This window comes from Flavobacterium sp. CFS9 (assembly GCF_041154745.1).
Classification (GTDB): domain Bacteria; phylum Bacteroidota; class Bacteroidia; order Flavobacteriales; family Flavobacteriaceae; genus Flavobacterium.
This window is the reverse complement of sequence record NZ_AP031573.1, coordinates 1,138,522-1,155,780: the sequence shown is the minus strand read 5'-3', so window position 1 is coordinate 1,155,780 and position 17,259 is coordinate 1,138,522. Positions and strand designations below refer to the sequence as shown.

13 protein-coding genes are annotated in these 17,259 nt (G+C 33.6%); all 13 read left to right on the top strand.

Annotated elements, in window-relative coordinates; translation table 11 throughout:
* Positions 1–84: 84 nt before the first annotated feature.
* On the top strand, positions 85–705 hold the full coding sequence (recR, locus tag ACAM30_RS05045) for a recombination mediator RecR (protein ID WP_369617523.1): 621 nt from the start codon (positions 85–87) through the stop codon (positions 703–705).
* Between the two features lie 70 nt (positions 706–775).
* Positions 776–1,570 (top strand): polysaccharide biosynthesis/export family protein, encoded by a 795-nt coding sequence (locus ACAM30_RS05040; protein WP_369617522.1) that lies wholly within the window; start codon positions 776–778, stop codon positions 1,568–1,570.
* 15 nt (positions 1,571–1,585) lie between these two features.
* A complete protein-coding gene (locus ACAM30_RS05035) occupies positions 1,586–4,027 on the top strand; it encodes a polysaccharide biosynthesis tyrosine autokinase (protein WP_369617521.1) in 2,442 nt (813 codons plus the stop codon).
* 10 nt (positions 4,028–4,037) lie between these two features.
* On the top strand, positions 4,038–5,021 hold the full coding sequence (locus ACAM30_RS05030) for an SDR family oxidoreductase (protein WP_369617520.1): 984 nt from the start codon (positions 4,038–4,040) through the stop codon (positions 5,019–5,021).
* Positions 5,022–5,049: 28 nt separating this feature from the next.
* On the top strand, positions 5,050–6,441 hold the full coding sequence (locus tag ACAM30_RS05025) for a UDP-glucose 6-dehydrogenase (RefSeq protein ID WP_369617519.1): 1,392 nt from the start codon (positions 5,050–5,052) through the stop codon (positions 6,439–6,441).
* Positions 6,442–6,523: 82 nt separating this feature from the next.
* Complete coding sequence (locus ACAM30_RS05020) at positions 6,524–6,988, top strand: UpxY family transcription antiterminator (protein WP_369617518.1); 465 nt, start codon at positions 6,524–6,526, stop codon at positions 6,986–6,988.
* Positions 6,989–7,257: 269 nt separating this feature from the next.
* A complete protein-coding gene (locus ACAM30_RS05015; RefSeq protein WP_369617517.1) occupies positions 7,258–8,571 on the top strand; it encodes a nucleotide sugar dehydrogenase in 1,314 nt (437 codons plus the stop codon).
* Between the two features lie 28 nt (positions 8,572–8,599).
* Positions 8,600–9,607, top strand: coding sequence for a mannose-1-phosphate guanylyltransferase (locus tag ACAM30_RS05010; RefSeq protein WP_369617516.1), 1,008 nt, complete (start codon positions 8,600–8,602; stop codon positions 9,605–9,607).
* Between the two features lie 12 nt (positions 9,608–9,619).
* A complete protein-coding gene (rfbB, locus tag ACAM30_RS05005) occupies positions 9,620–10,666 on the top strand; it encodes a dTDP-glucose 4,6-dehydratase (RefSeq protein WP_369617515.1) in 1,047 nt (348 codons plus the stop codon).
* 49 nt (positions 10,667–10,715) lie between these two features.
* Positions 10,716–13,235 (top strand): SLBB domain-containing protein, encoded by a 2,520-nt coding sequence (locus ACAM30_RS05000; protein ID WP_369617514.1) that lies wholly within the window; start codon positions 10,716–10,718, stop codon positions 13,233–13,235.
* Positions 13,236–13,242: 7 nt separating this feature from the next.
* Complete coding sequence (locus ACAM30_RS04995; RefSeq protein ID WP_369617513.1) at positions 13,243–14,313, top strand: lipopolysaccharide biosynthesis protein; 1,071 nt, start codon at positions 13,243–13,245, stop codon at positions 14,311–14,313.
* 86 nt (positions 14,314–14,399) lie between these two features.
* A complete protein-coding gene (gene pseB / locus ACAM30_RS04990; protein ID WP_369617512.1) occupies positions 14,400–15,413 on the top strand; it encodes a UDP-N-acetylglucosamine 4,6-dehydratase (inverting) in 1,014 nt (337 codons plus the stop codon).
* Complete coding sequence (pseC, locus tag ACAM30_RS04985) at positions 15,413–16,609, top strand: UDP-4-amino-4,6-dideoxy-N-acetyl-beta-L-altrosamine transaminase (protein WP_369617511.1); 1,197 nt, start codon at positions 15,413–15,415, stop codon at positions 16,607–16,609. Before pseB ends, pseC begins: the two co-directional genes overlap by 1 nt.
* Positions 16,610–17,259 lie beyond the last annotated feature (650 nt).

Below are 17,259 nucleotides of genomic sequence, written 5' to 3'. Positions count from 1 at the left end.
GTTTTTTGTTTTAACCTCAGAATATCGAGGAATTCATTTTTAATCGGATCAGATAAGAAACATTAATGTATTACTTTTGTCGTCATGGAATTTTCATCAAAATTAATAGAAAAAGCAGTCAGTGAAATGTCGCAGCTGCCCGGAATTGGTAAACGTACAGCGTTGCGATTAGTGCTGCATTTGTTAAAACAGCCTAAGGAACAAACCGGTTTTTTATCTCAGGCTCTATTGAATATGCGTGAGAATATTAAATTTTGTCAAAATTGTCATAACATCTCAGATACCAAAGTCTGCGAAATTTGTGCTAATTCATCAAGAAATCATCAAACAATTTGTGTTGTTGAAGATATTCGTGACGTTATGGCGATTGAAAATACTGGTCAGTACAAGGGAATTTATCATGTACTGGGAGGGAAAATTTCTCCAATTGAAGGAGTTGGCCCCGGCCAATTGAATATTTCAAGTCTGGTTGAAAAAGTAAAGGAAGGAAAGGTCGTAGAAATTATCTTTGCGCTTAGTTCAACAATGGAAGGGGATACCACTAATTTTTACATCTATAAACAAATTGCCGAATCGGAAATTATAATTTCTACCATTGCAAGAGGAATTTCGGTAGGAGATGAATTGGAGTATGCGGATGAAATTACCCTTGGAAGAAGTATTTTGCATCGTGTTCCATTCGAAAAAACTTTCAAAAACAATTAAATAAACTCAAATAACACTTAGATTTTCTGAAGATTAAAGGAAAGTCTATATTTGCGATAAAATTTCACTAATGACAAAAAACGGCTTTTATATACTGTTATTAATAAGCATACTATTTACTTCTTGTATTCCTGTAAAAGATCTGGTTTACTTGCAGGATAAAAATAATTCGGGAGAACAGAATAATATTGCGGCTGTGGAGTCTAAGCCTTACAGATTGCAGGTGAATGATGTTTTGAGTATTGACATAAAAGCAATTGATCCAAAGTTGGTTTCCATTTTTAATACTACAGATGGTGCTTCTTCAGGAGCTGGAAAATCAGAGTCAGGATTGTATTTTAATGGGTTTACAGTTGACGATCATGGTAATATCAGAATGCCAATCTTAGGAGAAATTAATGTTATTGGATACACTCTTGAAGAAGTCCGTGTTCGAATCGAAAAGAAATTACTTGAAGAATATTTTAAAAGTGAAGCTAATATTTTTGTTACTGTGAAATTAGCTGGTTTTAGATATACCATAAATGGAGAAGTGGGAAGTACAGGTACAAAAACTCTGTTTCAGGAACATGTAAATATTATGGAAGCTATCGCAAATGCCGGAGACATCACTATTACAGGTAATAGAAAAGCGGTAACCGTAATTCGTCAGACACCTACTGGTGTACAAATGCAGGATATCGATTTGACGGATATTAACGTGATGAAATCCCCTTATTATTATTTACAGCCTAACGATTATATTTATGTAAAACCGGTCAAACAAAAATCATGGGGAACCGGAAAGACAGGTATAGAATCGATTACAACAATTATTACCGTTTTGTCTTTGGCTACAACGGTGTATCTGTTGCTTAAAAACTAAAATTAAATTCAAAAGATGTTAGATATAAAAGATTTTTCCATTTTTGAAAATCATTCAAATTTTGATTTTAAAGGATTTCTTCTGAAAATTGCCAGTTATTGGAAACTCTTTGCGATTAGTTTGATAATTGCTTTTGCAATTGCTTATCAGGTAAATATTCGTAAAGAAAAAATTTACGGGATGCAGACGATGGTTTCGATTAAGGAAGAAAGAAACCCGTTTTTTACTTCCAATACAAGTCTGGTTTTTAATTGGGGAGGTGTTTCAGATCAGGTCAATGGAATTTCAACCGTTATACAATCAAGATCACACAACGAATTAGTTGTAGATAAATTAGAGTTTTATATCGATTATCTTGTTCAGGGAAAATACAATTTGATTGATTCTTACGGAGCCGTTCCTTTTTACGTAAAAATTGACAAAACAAAGGGACAGCTTGCAAATACATTAATCGGGATTAAGTTTTTGAGTCCAACTGAATATGAAATTCGAATTCCGTTTGAAGGTAATTCGGCTTCATTAATTACATATTCTAATAACAGCTATAGCAATACAACGGTTCAGCCTAAAGAGTATGTAAAAAGATGTAAGGCCGGGGAAAAAGTCTCGCTTCCTTTTTTAAATTGGAGTTTACAGATAAATGATAATCCGGGCTTCTACACCGGAAATGAGTATTTTGTTAGATTTAATGATTTTGACGGGACTGTATCTAGTTATAGAGGTGTGAGTGTTAACGCTGATGATAAAGGGGGATCAATATTGACTCTGGGAATGCAAGGTACAAATAAAGCCAGGATGGTTGACTATTTGAATGCAACGGTAAAAATGTTGATCAAACTTCAACTCGATGGGAAAAACCAATTTGCAACAAATACCATCCGATTTATCGATAGTACTCTTATTGCTATGGAAATGCAATTGAAGCAAACCGGTAATGAGTTGAAATCTTTTAGAAAGGATAAAAATATCTATGAAATTGAAGGCGGTGGAGCTAAAGTTTCAGATAAAATAATGGACTTCGATGTCGAAAAAGACCAGGTTACAAGAAAAATAGCCTATTACAATTCTTTAAAATCGTATTTAAATAATAGTACGGATTATTCAAGATTACCCGCTCCTACGGTAGCAGGTATTGAAGATCCAAATGTTATTTTGCATGTTTCAAAACTTATTGCACTTTCGGCGCAAAGATCGGAGATGGCTTATGCTGTAAAAAGTGATAAGATTTTTAAAGATTTTGACAATCAAATGCAGGCTGTTAAAAATGTTTTATTGGAAAATATAACTTCTGCAAAAGCATTATTGTTGACAGATTTAGCTAGTATAAATGCTAAAATAGGTCAGGCCGAAAGTACCGTAAAAAAACTTCCGGAAGAACAGCAGGAGTTGTTGAAAATTCAGAGGAAATATGACTTAAGTGATAATATTTATACTGAATTTCTAAAAAAGAGAAACGAAGCTGAAATTGTAAAAGCATCGAACTTATCAGATATTCATTTTATTGATCCTGCAAAAGATATTGGAGGAGGATTAATTGGACCGAAAACCTCTGTAAACTATGTACTGGCGCTGTTTTTAGGGACATTAATTCCATTATTGTTTGTTTTTGGAATTTTCTTTGTCAATAACTCAATTCAAAATACCGACGATATTAGTAAATTGACGCAAATACCGTTAATTGGTGTCATTGGTGTAAATAAAGATTTGTTGAGTCTGGCAGTATTTGATAAACCAAAATCGGCATTATCGGAAGCATTTAGAGCGATTCGTTCTTCTTTGCAGTTTTTGTATAAAAAACAACAGGTGAGTGGTTCGAAAACTTTAATGATTACGTCATCCATAAGTGGTGAAGGGAAAACATTCTGTTCCATAAATATTGCCACAGTATTCGCTTTAAGCGAAAAGAAAACGGTAATTCTTGGTTTAGATTTAAGAAAACCGAGATTGGCAGATGAGTTCAATTTGAAAAATCAAATAGGTGTTGTTAATTACCTCATAAAGCAAAATAGTTTAGAAGAAATTACATACCCTACAGAAGTTCCAAATCTGGATGTTATACTTTCGGGGCCAATTCCACCAAATCCTTCAGAGTTAATTTTGAGTGACGCGATGAGAGAGATGATTTTAGAGCTGAAGCAAAAATATGATTATATTATTCTGGATACACCTCCGGTTGGGTTAGTTTCGGATGCATTAGAATTGGCACAATTCGCAGATGTGACGCTTTATATCGTAAGGCAGAATTATACCAAAAAGGATATGATTACATTATTGAACACCCGAGTAAAAAGAGGAGAGTTGAGTAATGCCAGCATTGTATTAAATGGTTATGAGAACAAGGCAAAGTATGGTGCCGCTTATGGATACGGTTACGGTGCTTATGCTAACGGGTATCACGATGAAGAGGAAAAACGCAGTGTTTGGAAGACGGTTTTGAGTAAACTCTATAAAAAATAATTGGAAGAAAATGAGTATATCGATACAATATACAATTTTGATTACTGGTGGAGCCGGATTTATCGGATCAAATTTATCGGAGTATTTTTTAGGACTTGGTCATAAAGTGATCTGTCTGGATAATTTTTCGACAGGTCATCGTCATAACTTAAAGGATTTTATCTCAAATCCGAATTTTAGATTAATTGAAGGAGATATTCGAAATTTTGCTGATTGTGCTTTAGCAGTTGAGGGAGTTGATTATGTTTTGCATCAGGCTGCTTTAGGTTCTGTTCCAAGATCGATTAATGATCCTATCACAACAAATGAGGTGAACGTTTCCGGTTTCCTAAATATGTTAACCGCTTCTCGTGATGCCAAAGTTAAAAGGTTTGTTTATGCAGCAAGTTCATCAACTTATGGAGATTCGCAGGGATTGCCAAAGGTTGAAGAAGTAATAGGGAAACCTTTGTCTCCATATGCGATCACAAAGTATGTGAACGAACTCTATGCTGAGATTTTTAGTAAAACTTATGGATTAGAAACTATAGGATTGCGATATTTTAATGTTTTTGGAAGAAAGCAGGATCCTAATGGAGCTTATGCTGCTGTAATTCCAAAGTTTGTCATGCAGTTAATGAAATACGAGAGTCCTGTAATTAATGGCGATGGAAATTATTCTCGTGATTTTACTTACATAGAGAATGTAATTCAGATGAATGAATTGGCCATGATGAGTCAAAATCCGGAAGCTATAAATACAGTTTATAACACCGCTTTTGGCGATCGAAATACTTTAAATGATTTAGTAGGTTATTTAAAGGAATATTTAGCGGCATTCGATTCTAAAATTTCTGAGGTGAAAATTGTTTACGGTGCAAATCGTGCAGGGGACATTCCGCACTCATTAGCAAGTATTGATAAAGCAAGAAAAATGCTGGGGTACGATCCGAAATACTCATTACAGGATGGGTTGAAGGAAGCTGTGAGTTGGTATTGGAAAAATTTGAAATAAAATAAAGATCAAGATAATAGTAAAGTAAATGAAAATTACAAAGATTTGTTGCATTGGTGCAGGTTATGTTGGAGGTCCGACAATGGCAGTAATTGCTCAAAAATGTCCACATATTCAAGTGACTGTTGTTGATTTGAACGAACAAAGAATTACAGACTGGAATGATCCAAATACGGATAATATCCCGATTTATGAGCCTGGACTGTCAGAAATAGTCGCTGAAGCCAGAGGTAGGAATTTGTTTTTTTCGACAGAAGTTGAAAAAGCGATAAATGAGGCTCAGGTGATTTTTATTTCGGTAAATACACCAACCAAAACCTATGGTAAAGGTAAGGGTATGGCAGCTGATTTAAAATACATTGAATTATGTGCCCGACAAATTGCAAAAGTGGCCAAAGAAAATAAAATTGTTGTTGAGAAATCAACTTTACCGGTACGTACAGCGGAAGCTATTAAAAGCATTTTGGATAATACAGGAAATGGAGTTCAGTTTCAAATTCTATCAAATCCGGAATTCTTGGCTGAAGGGACTGCGGTTACTGATTTGTTGAACCCGGATCGAATTTTAATTGGTGGAGATACAACGCCGGAAGGTGAGGAAGCAATTAGTGCGTTGGTTGATGTTTACGCAAACTGGGTAGACAAAGAAAAGATATTGACCACTAATGTATGGTCGTCGGAATTGTCTAAGTTAACCGCAAATGCATTTTTGGCACAACGAATTTCTTCTATAAATGCAATGTCTGAATTGTGTGAAAAAACAGGTGCAGATGTGAATGAAGTTGCCCGTGCCATTGGAATGGATAGCAGGATTGGACCAAAGTTCTTAAAGGCATCAGTTGGTTTTGGAGGCTCTTGTTTTCAAAAAGACATTCTTAATTTAGTGTATATCGCAAAATCTTACGGATTAAATGAAGTAGCAGATTATTGGGAACAGGTAATTATAATGAATGATCACCAGAAGAAAAGATTTTCCAGTAAGATCGTTCAGACTTTATACAATACTGTAGCCGATAAAAAAATTACATTTTTAGGCTGGGCTTTCAAAAAAGACACGAATGACACCAGAGAATCTGCCGCAATTTATGTAGCTGATGATTTGATTAATGAGCAGGCAAAGATTACAGTTTACGATCCGAAAGTTTCAAAGATCAAGATATTAAATGATTTAAATTATTTAGAAACTAGATCGGCGGAAGAGAACCATGCTACAGTTTCAACGTTTGCCAACGCTTACGATGCTTGTAAAGATGCCCATGCAATTGCTGTTTTAACAGAATGGGATGAATTTACAACGTACGACTGGCAAAAGATATATGATTCTATGCATAAACCAGCCTTTCTTTTCGATGGCAGAAATATCCTGGATGCGAAAAAACTAGAGGCAATTGGTTTTATTTATAATGGAATTGGTTCCTGATTGAAACAGATATTGAGTTGAAATTCACTAGAAAATAAGAAAGTGAGGGTGTTGGAGATTTTATTCATTGTAAAGGAAAATTATGAATTGGTATGTTGTTTATACAAAACCGAAATGGGAGAAGAAAGTTGCGGATAGACTGATTCAAATGGGGATTGAGTGTTATTGTCCATTAATTATTCAGGTTAAAGAATGGTCAGATAGAAAAAAGAAAGTTGAAGTTCCCCTTTTTAATTCTTACGTATTCGTTCAATTGAAAGATATTGATCGAAATTCAGTTTTTCAGACAGCCGGGGTAGTTCGTTATTTATTTTGGTTGGGGAAACCGGCCATTGTTCGCGATGAAGAAATTAATAGTATAAAAGCAAGTCTGAGAGCCCCAAATATAAGCGATATATCAGTGACTTCAATTCAGGCTGGAGATCGAATTAAAATAGAATCAGGAGCTTTTAGTAATCAGGAAGCGATAGTTCAGGAAGTGTCAAATACACATTATATATTGGTTTTAGAATCTTTGGGATGTGTGCTTAAAATAAAATACAAATAAATTAGTTATAGTTTAACTATTTCAGTTAAAACAGAGGGTAAAATTCTTTAATTTGAGATTTTATTTCTCTGTTTTTTTTATAATATAGTTTTTTGCATGCTGATTGATAGAGGATTGTTGGATTAAGTTTTTTTTAATAGTCCGTTTTTTTGGGTATTACGGGAAACCGTATTGATTAAATTGAGTTAATATACTATATTTGCCGAAAATAAATGTGGGGTGTCTGGGGCAAAATTTTGTGACTCAGAAGGGCGGAGCCGTGAATTGAAATGACTGTAGTGGATAAAAAAGAATACAAATTGGATGAAAACATAAAGATAGCCGTTATAGGCTTAGGTTATGTTGGTTTACCTTTGGCCAGATTATTTGCCACAAAATTTGCCGTTGTAGGTTTTGATATCAATGAAGGGCGAGTTGCTTCTTTAAAATCAGGTACAGATACTACATTGGAAATAGATGACGAAACCTTACAAAAGGTTTTAATCAATAATTCTGATGATAAACAAGGGTTGTTTTGTACAACTTCTATAAATGATATCGCAGACTGTAATTATTTTGTGATAACTGTACCTACTCCGGTAGATAAAAATAATCGACCTGATTTGACTCCTTTATACAAATCGAGTGAAACAGTTGGTAAAGTATTAAAAAGAGGGGATATTGTTATTTACGAATCGACTGTATACCCTGGTGTAACGGAGGAAGAGTGTGTGCCGGTTTTAGAAAAAGTTTCTGGGTTAAAATTTAATGAAGATTTTTTTGCAGGATACTCACCTGAAAGGATAAACCCTGGAGATAAGGAACATACCGTCGAGAAAATTCTTAAAGTAACCTCAGGTTCAACCCCAGAGATTGGCCAAAAAGTTGATGCTCTTTATAAATCTGTAATTACTGCCGGAACACATTTGGCACCTTCAATAAAAGTGGCGGAGGCAGCTAAAGTTATAGAAAATTCACAACGAGATATTAATATTGCCTTTGTAAATGAGCTAGCCAAGATATTCAACCTTATGGATATCGATACTCAAGAGGTATTGGCGGCAGCTGCAACAAAATGGAATTTTTTACCCTTCAAGCCAGGATTGGTTGGAGGACACTGCATTGGTGTAGATCCTTATTATCTGGCGCAAAGAGCTCAAGAATTCGGATACCATCCTGAAATAATTTTGGCAGGACGACGTTTAAACGACAGCATGGGAGAGTATGTAGCCGCTCAGGTGGTAAAACTGATGATCAAAAAAGGAATTTCTGTTAATGGAGCTAATTTGTTAATGCTTGGAATTACTTTCAAAGAAAATTGTCCGGATGTTAGAAATACAAAGATTGTTGATGTAATCAAAGCGTTAAAAGAATATGGAATTGCAGTCACATTATATGATCCTTTAGCCAGTATAGAGGAAGTTAAAAAAGAATACAAATTACAAACTATTAATTCTGTACCAAAAGAAAAATTCGATGCGGTTGTACTTGGAGTAGCACATGCTGAATTTTTAAAACTGGATTTTTCAGAGTTGCAGAAAGAAAATAGTTTATTATACGATGTAAAGGGAGTCTTAGGTACTTTAGCTGATAACAGGCTATAGTAAGAAGGCTTTTTTTATTTAAAGAAAAATGGAAGTAAATAATTCAATCATACATGTTATTTTGACAGGTGGTATCGGCAGCAGACTTTGGCCATTATCCAGAAAAAGTCAACCAAAGCAATATTTGGAGATGTTTGAAGGAAAGTCTTTATTTGAATTGACAGTGGATCGCAATAATCATTTAGCTGATAAAGTGATGGTTGTTGGTAATGTAGACAATCACACTCTTAGTGCCAAAGTAATGGATAAGTCTAAAAGAGAGTATGTTAATATTGTTGAAGCGACTCCCCGAAATACCGCTGCGGCAATTGCTTTTGCTGCATTTGCTTGTGATCCTGATGATATTTTAATTGTAACCCCATCTGATCATATTATTGAAAAGATGGAAGATTACAATAAAGCTATAGATGAAGCTATTGTAAAAGCTAAAGAGGGTTTTATAGTAACTTTTGGGATTATTCCAACGAAACCAGAAACAGGATACGGTTACATTGAATCAAAAGGTGATAAAGTAGTTTCATTTCGTGAAAAACCAAACGAAACAACTGCTAAAAATTTCATCGCAAGAGGTAATTTTCTATGGAATAGCGGTATGTTTTGTTTTAAAGCCGGAGTTCTTTTAGAGGAATTAAAACAATTTCAACCGGACGTTTTTGAGAAATCTAAAGCTGTTTGGGAAGCTAACAAAGAGGGTTTTTTAGATTTAGATTTGTCTTTAGAAATCCCATCTATAAGTATCGATTATGCTGTTATGGAACGCAGTAAGAAAATAAAAGTAGTTCCTGCAGCATTTTCATGGTCGGACTTAGGTTCGTTTGAATCCGTTTATGATTATTTGGTTTCAAGAGGGCATTCTGTGGATGATAATGGGAATATGGTTATTGGTACCGAAAAATATACTGCATTTTTAGGATTAAAAAACACCATTTTTGTCTATACAAGTACTGCAAACCTGATCCTACAAAAGGAAAGTTCGCAGGATGTAAAAGATTTATATTGCGAATTAGAAAGACAAAATTCAAAATTGTTAAATTAAATGGAAAGCAAAATGAAGAAAATTCTTGTAACTGGCGGCGCCGGTTTTATTGGTTCACATGTAGTAAGACGTTTTGTAAATAAATACCCAGAATATCAGATCTTTAATTTGGATGCGCTGACTTATGCCGGAAATTTGGAGAATATTAAAGATATTGAGGATAAGTCTAACTATACATTTGTAAAAGGAGATATTGTAGATGAAACTTTTATAAATGAACTTTTTTCAGAACATAATTTTGAAGGCGTTTTGCATTTAGCTGCGGAATCTCATGTGGATCGTTCGATTGAAGATCCATTAGCTTTCGTTAAAACCAATGTGATTGGAACAATGAATTTATTAAACGCAGCAAAGAATCAATGGAAAGGAAATTTTGAAGGAAAACGTTTTTACCATATTAGTACGGACGAGGTTTATGGCTCACTTGGAGCAGAAGGACTTTTTACTGAAAGCACTTCTTACGACCCTAATTCTCCTTATTCTGCTTCTAAGGCAAGTTCAGATCATTTTGTGAGAGCTTATGGAGAAACTTATGGTTTACCTTATGTTTTGACTAATTGCTCTAATAATTATGGATCCTATCATTTTCCAGAGAAATTGATACCTCTTTTTATAAATAATATCATAAATAATAAGCCATTACCCGTTTACGGGGATGGTAATTATACACGTGATTGGTTATTTGTGGAAGACCATGCTATTGCAATAGACTTGGTTTTTCACGAAGGTAAAAATCATGAAACGTATAATATTGGAGGTTTTAATGAGTGGAAAAATATAGATCTGGTTAAATTATTATGCCAGATTATGGACCAGAAGCTGGGTAGATCAGAAGGGACTTCACAAGAATTAATTACTTATGTGAAAGATAGGCCGGGACATGATTTGCGTTATGCCATAGATGCATCAAAAATTAATAAAGAATTGGGATGGAAACCTTCGGTGACTTTCGAAGAAGGCTTAGAAAAAACGATTAATTGGTATCTGAATAATGAAGAATGGCTGCAAAATGTGACTTCCGGTTCTTATAAGGATTACTATCAAAAACAATACTCCTAAAAGAAACATTTCGTTTCAACCAAATTTAAGGTTAAATTTTAACTCAAATATGAAAAAGATAATATACGTTCTTGCTTTGTTTTTTATTTTGCTAGCGTCTTTTAATGCAAATGCTCAGGATATAATAAAGTCGAAAGATTTAAGTACAGTAAAAGTGGATTATTTATCTGATGACGAAATAGGCAAAATTGTTGCTCAGTTAAAGAGCAATAATGCTACCATCAACGATGTTCAGTCTATGGCTTTATCAAAAGGGATGAGTCAAAGTGAGTTCGATAAATTACGAACGAGAGTAACGGAGTACGAGAAAAAGAATGGTAAAGACAAAGATAAGAACTCTAAAGATAAGGATAAAAAGAAAGACGATAAGTCAAATGAGTTTGATAAGGATTCTGAGTTTGGAAGAAAACAGGAGAAGATTAGAAACGAAAAAATAAAAGATTCATTAAACGCTTTGATTTTTGGATCCGAATTGTTTGATAACCCAACTTTAAATTTTGAACCGGATTTGAAAATGGCAACACCGGTAAATTATATTTTAGGGCCAGGGGATAAGTTAGAAATCAGTATATATGGCATTCAACAGTTTGATGATACTGTTCCGGTTAATTTTGAAGGTAAAATTTCAATTCAAAATGTTGGACAAATAGCAGTGTCAGGAATGTCAATCGAGGCTGCTTCACAAAGAATAAAAGCAGCGATTGCAAGAGTTTACAGTACGGTGCGATCTGGACAATCTCAGGTTAGTGTTAGTTTGGGCGATATTAGAACAATTAAAGTAACGATTGTTGGAGGGAAGCAACCGGGTAACTATTCTATTTCCTCTCTTGCCTCTGTATATAACGCACTTCATTTAGCGGGAGGTCCGGGTAAGAATGGCAGTTATAGAAATATTGAATTGATTCGAAATAACAAAGTTTATAAAAATGTTGATATTTACAAGTTTCTGGTAAAAGGGGATCAATCTGATAACGTGAGTTTAAAGGATAATGATGTTATTAGAATCCCTGCTTACACCCAAAGAGTAGTAGTTGAAGGAGAGGTGAAACGACCAGGGATTTTCGAGATGAAAAAAGGAGAAAAATTTTCTGATCTTTTGAATTTTGCCTCAGGTTTTAATGAGTTTGCTTATACTGCATCAGTAAATGTACTTCAGAAAACAGGAAAGGAATTTAAAGTTCACGATATCAACGAAAGTGAATATGGTTCCTATGTTCCGCAATCAGGAGATGTATTTAAAGTTACAAAAATCTTGAACCGATTTGAAAATCGTATTAAAATTGAAGGAGCTGTTTTCAGACCGGATTATTATTCTTATAGTGAAGGAATGAGAATTTCAGATCTTATCACAAGAGCGGAAGGGCTTAAGGAAGATGCTTATACTAAAAGAGCACGAATTATTCGTTTGAAGACCGATTTAACAACTGAAATTGTTAATGTAGATTTAAGTGCTGCTCTATCCGGAGATTTGAATGCAGATATAGAACTTAGAAGAGAAGATATTGTAACAGTATATTCTATTTTGGAATTCAGAGAAGAGTATAAAGTAACAATTGATGGGGAAGTTAAAAAACCAGGAGAGTATGAATACTTTGAAAATTTAACTTTAAATGATCTTGTAGTACAAGTTGGTGGTTTGACTGGATCTGCATCAAAAAGAGTTGAAATAGCCCGAATGGTAAAATCTGATGTGATTGATGATGCCGATCCAAAGAGAATTGAACTGGTTGAACTTGAAATCACAGCTAATAATAACGAACAGATTAAGAATTTTGTATTAAAACCTTTCGATGTCATCAATATACGTAAAATGGCGGTCTATGAAAAACCTGAAATGGTTAAGGTAAGTGGAGCTGTTACCTATCCTGGTAAATATGTTCTGGCAAATAAAAAAGAAACTGTTTACAACGTTGTGATGAGAGCGGGAGGTTTGACCTCAATTGCAAATCTGGATGGTATGAAAATAAAAAGACCGATTAAGCAAGAGCAAATTGAACAGTTAGAGTCTGTAAACCTTAATTTGGATAAAAAACTTACTGCGGAAGAAGAAGCGCTAAAACCAAAACAAGAAGGTTTAAATTTAAAAGATAAAGATACTCTCAGTTCTAAATTGTCGAAAAAACTTAGAGATGAATTAAAATTCGCGACTATTCCTGTAAATTGGGAGAAGATCGTAAAAGATAAAAATCATTATTCAAACGTTACTTTGTTTCCAGGAGATGAGATTGAAGTTGCCGTTTATAATGAAGGTGTAAAAGTGACAGGCAATGTTTTACTAACTTCTGAGATTCCATATAGAAAAGGAAAAGGGTTTAAATATTATATAAACTCAGTTGGAGGAGTGGATAGTAAAGGATGGAAAAAGAAAGCTTATATTATTTACCCTAATGGGAAAGCTTCTGTAACGACATCATTTTTGTTTTTCAGATCCTATCCTAGTGTAGAACCTGATTCACAAATTGTAGTTCCGGAAAAACCACAAACTAAAAAAATGACAGCTGGAGAATGGGTTGGAATTGGAAGTGTGATTTCTAGTTTAGCGTTATTAATTGTTACAGCTTTTAAATAGATTTTAAATGGAAAAAGAATCGAATGTTAATGATGAAGTCACTTTAAAGGAATTGATTCAAAAAATTGTCGAATGGTATCATTATTTGCTTTCTAAATGGAAAATTATCATTATAGCCGGAATAATTGGATCTGTGCTTGGACTTTCATATTCTTTAATTAAGAAACCAGCTTACACGGCTACTTTAACCTTTGCGTTAGAAGATGAAAAACCATCTGGAGGATTAGGAGGAGCAATGGGTTTAGCAAGTTCGCTTGGAATTGATATTGGAGGTGGTGGAGGAAGTATTTTTACTGGTTCTAATTTGACGGAATTGTTTAAATCTAGAGCAATGGTTGAAAAAACATTGCTTAGTCCAGTTTTAATAAATGGAAAAAGAATTTCGTTAGCAGAAATGTATATTCAAAATAGTGAATGGAGAGAAAAGTGGAACGAAATACCTAAATTAAAGAAGCTTCAATTTTTGCCAGAGACTAATCGTAAGCTATTTACACGTGCACATGATAGTATTTTGGGAGTGATTTATAAGGATTTGTCTAATAATCACTTAACCGTAGCACAAAAAGATAAAAAGATCTCAATTATTACAATGGATGTAAAGTCAGATAACGAATTGTTTTCATTATACTTTACTGAGGCTCTTGCAAAACAAGTAGGTGAATTTTATATCGAGACTAAAAGTAAAAAGGCTCGTATGAATATGAAAATTTTAGAGAGGCAAACGGATTCTGTTCGTTCTGAATTAAATGGTGCAATTACTGGTGTAGCGGTTGCTAATGATAATACTTTTAATTTAAATCCAGCCTTAAATGTTAGGAGAGCCCCTTCTGCAAGAAGACAGGTAGATGTTCAGGCAAATACTGCAATACTTACAGAGTTGGTTAAACAATGCGAACTGGCAAAAGTAACTTTGAGAAAGGAAACTCCTTTAATTCAGGTAATTGACAGACCGATTTTACCTTTAAATAAGGAACGTTTAGGAAAGGCTAAGGGAATTGTTTTTGGTGGTTTTTTAGCGGGCTTTTTGGTCTCATTGTTTTTGGTGATAAGAAGACTATTAAGACAGTTATTGTCATAAGTAAAACTATCCACAACAAGTATACTAGTTAAAACTAATAATGTAAAAATATATTTTTTAAATTATATCATAAAAAAGTAGATAAAATGAATCTTGAAAATAAAACAATTTTGATTACAGGAGGTACAGGTTCTTTAGGGAAAGCACTGACTGCACATATTTTTAAAAATCATCCTAATATAAAAAAACTTATAATTCTTTCTAGAGATGAGCAAAAACAATTTCAGATGGCTCAGGAATATTTGGAGAAAGATTATCCTCAAATACGTTTTTTTCTTGGTGATGTAAGAGATCAAGAAAGATTGGTAAGAGCTTTTCAAGGTGTTGATATTGTTATTCATGCTGCCGCTATGAAACATGTCCATTTAGCGGAATATAATCCAGACGAATGTATTAAAACTAATATTGGCGGGGCACAAAATGTAATTTATGCCGCCCTGCAAACAAGTGTCAAAAATGTAGTTGCTCTGTCAACTGATAAAGCATGTGCTCCTATTAATTTGTATGGTGCAACAAAACTAACCTCCGATAAATTGTTTGTTGCAGCTAATAATATAAAGGGAGAGAATCCGATTAAATTTTCAGTCGTACGCTATGGTAATGTAATGGGATCTAATGGTTCAGTAATTCCATTCTTCATGAAGAAGAAATCTGAAGGAAAATTACCTATTACAGACACAACAATGACAAGATTTAATATCTCTCTTCAAGGAGGAGTTGACATGGTGATGCATGCCATTGAGCATGCATGGGGAGGAGAAATCTTTATCCCAAAAATTCCATCTTATAATATTGTTGATGTGGCTAAAGCAGTTGCTCCCGAGTGTTCTTTGGATATTGTTGGAATTAGGCCTGGTGAAAAAATTCATGAGGAAATGATCACATCTTCAGATGCATTTTATACTTATGATTTAGGAAAATATTATACGATATTACCTACTGTTCCTACTTTTAATATAAGTGATTTTGTTGATAAATTTAATGCTAAATTAGTGGAACCAGGATTTAATTATAATTCAGGAACAAATACCGAATGGGAAACGGTAGATACTTTGAGAACTTTAATAAAAGAACATTTAGACCCAACTTTTGAAATATAATGGGACAGAATATCATACCATACGGTCGTCAAAATATTACTGAAGAAGATATTAATGTTGTAATTGAAGCATTAAAATCTGAGTATTTAACACAAGGACCAAAAATATCTGAGTTTGAGCATGCATTTGCAAATTATATCGGAAGTAAATTTGCAGTGGCAGTTTCTAATGGGACTGCAGCTTTGCATCTATGTGCATTAGCTTTAGGTGTTAAGGAAGGCGATAAAGTAATTACTACACCTATTACTTTTGCAGCATCTGCAAATTGTGTTCGGTATTGTGGAGGAGAAGTGATATTTTCTGATATTGATCCAAATACTTATCTTTTAGATATCAATAAAGTTAGATCGTTATTGGAGTCTTCTCCAAAAGGAACATACAAAGGGATTATTCCTGTTGATTTTGCCGGAAGAGCGGTAGATCTGGAAGCTTTTAGAAAATTAGCTGATGAATTTGGCTTATGGATTATTGAAGATGCTTGTCATGCACCAGGCGGAGCATTTTTAAATTCTAAGAATATACTAGAAAATTGCGGAAATGGTAATTTTGCTGATCTGGCAATATTTTCTTTTCATCCTGTAAAACACATTGCATGTGGTGAAGGTGGTATGATTACAACTAATGATGAAAAGTTGTATAAAAAACTTCTAGCCCTGCGTACACATGGAATTACAAAAAATGAAGGAGAATATGTTAATTCTACAAAATTTGCTAATGGATTTGAAACAGAAGAAATAGTTTATCCTTCCTGGTATATGGAAATGCAGACCTTAGGATTTAACTATCGATTAACCGACTTTCAAGCTGCATTAGGATTAAGTCAACTAGAAAGAGCTAATGATGGGATTGCAAAAAGACGTGAAATTGCAACAAATTACAATAAAGCTTTCATTAATAAAAGTTTCATTAAAGGACAATCTGGTGTAGTAGAAGGACATGCTTATCATTTATATATAATTGAAGTTGATGATAGATTAGGACTTTATAATTATCTTAGAAAAAATAACATATTTGCTCAGATTCATTATATTCCATGTCATCTTATGCCATATTATAAGCAATTTGGATGGAAAGAAGGTGATATGCCATTTGCTGAACAGTATTATAAAGATTGCATCAGTTTACCGATGTATCCAACATTAACAGAGGAAGAACAAGAATTTGTAATAAAGATTATAAACTCTTATTTTGAATAAAAATAATCAGAAAGAATCGTTTCTTGCTAGTAAGGCATATGCTTGGTTTGTAAGAAATCGCTAAGTTATTGAAAAATATACCTTTCAACGTGACCGGGTTATTACTCTGATAAAAGAATATAATCTTAATCCGGATAAAATTCTTTAAATTGGATTTTCAGCAGGATATCGAATAAATGCTTTAAAGTCTATCTATAGTAGTTGTGAGGTTTATGGAATTGATCCTTCAAGAATGCTATAAAGTATGAGGTAGAACATTTTTCTGATGTATATTTTATACATGGCACGGGAGATAAATTATATGCCTTTGAAGATAAATTTATTGATATAGTCATCGTTGGATTTGTTTTTATGTTATAGATCGAGATATTTTGTTTAAAGTTATTTCTGAAATCGATAGAGTTTTAAAAAAAAATAGGGAAATTCCTGTAATTGTTGATTTTTTATTGGAAAAATCTTTTAGAAATATATACAAGTATATTAATGAGTTTACTACGTTTTCATTTAAGCAAAACTATGATGAAATTTTTACTTCCTCAAAACTATATTACCTTCTTGATAAATATATCTGGAATCATTCAGAAAAATACTGGATGCAACAGATAATTATTTTGATAAATATAGTTATCTCATTACTCAAAAAAGATATT